Annotated in this window: 1 tRNA gene and 1 rRNA gene; both read right to left on the reverse strand. The window is 48.8% G+C overall.

The annotated features are described in order from the left end of the window. Window positions 1-409 precede the first annotated feature (409 nt). Window positions 410-485 (reverse strand) — tRNA-Glu (locus tag GN208_RS17855). Window positions 486-565: 80 nt separating this feature from the next. Beyond that, window positions 566-639: ribosomal RNA gene (locus tag GN208_RS17860) — 16S ribosomal RNA — on the reverse strand; the annotation flags it as partial.

The following is a 639-nucleotide window of genomic DNA, read 5'->3' on the forward strand; positions in this document are numbered from 1 at the left end:
ATTAGCACGTCCTTCATCGCCTCTGACTGCCTAGGCATCCACCGTGTACGCTTATTCGCTTAACCTCACAACCCGAAGGTGTTTCGACTGAGTGTTTCTGTGGGGTTATGGCTGCGCGCCCCTCATTTCTTTGTCGGGCGGTGCTCGCAATACTCACATACTGATGTATGCTCCGCTTGCTGTGCTCCGTCCTTCGCGAACTGAGGACTGCTCGCTCATAACTCACGCAAAAACGTCTTCACATTTTCGTGTTGTTCGGCTGAGAGACTCATCAATATTACCTCGGTGATAATATTGATTGTTTCAATTTTTCAGCTTGTTCCGGATTGTTAAAGAGCATAATTGTTAAGCTGACTCTTGAATCAGCTTAATCATTATTTGCAGATGACTTTCACTCACCCGCGCAGACTGGCGTCCCCTAGGGGATTCGAACCCCTGTTACCGCCGTGAAAGGGCGGTGTCCTGGGCCTCTAGACGAAGGGGACATTAGTCAGCTTCGCAGACGCTCTCTGCTCATTTTCTATCAGACAATCTGTGTGAACACTCACATTCAACATCAACTAGGTAAGGAGGTGATCCAACCGCAGGTTCCCCTACGGTTACCTTGTTACGACTTCACCCCAGTCATGAATCACAAAG

Source organism: Morganella sp. HSTU-ASny43 (assembly GCF_022819185.1).
GTDB classification, from domain to species: Bacteria; Pseudomonadota; Gammaproteobacteria; order Enterobacterales; family Enterobacteriaceae; genus Morganella; species Morganella morganii.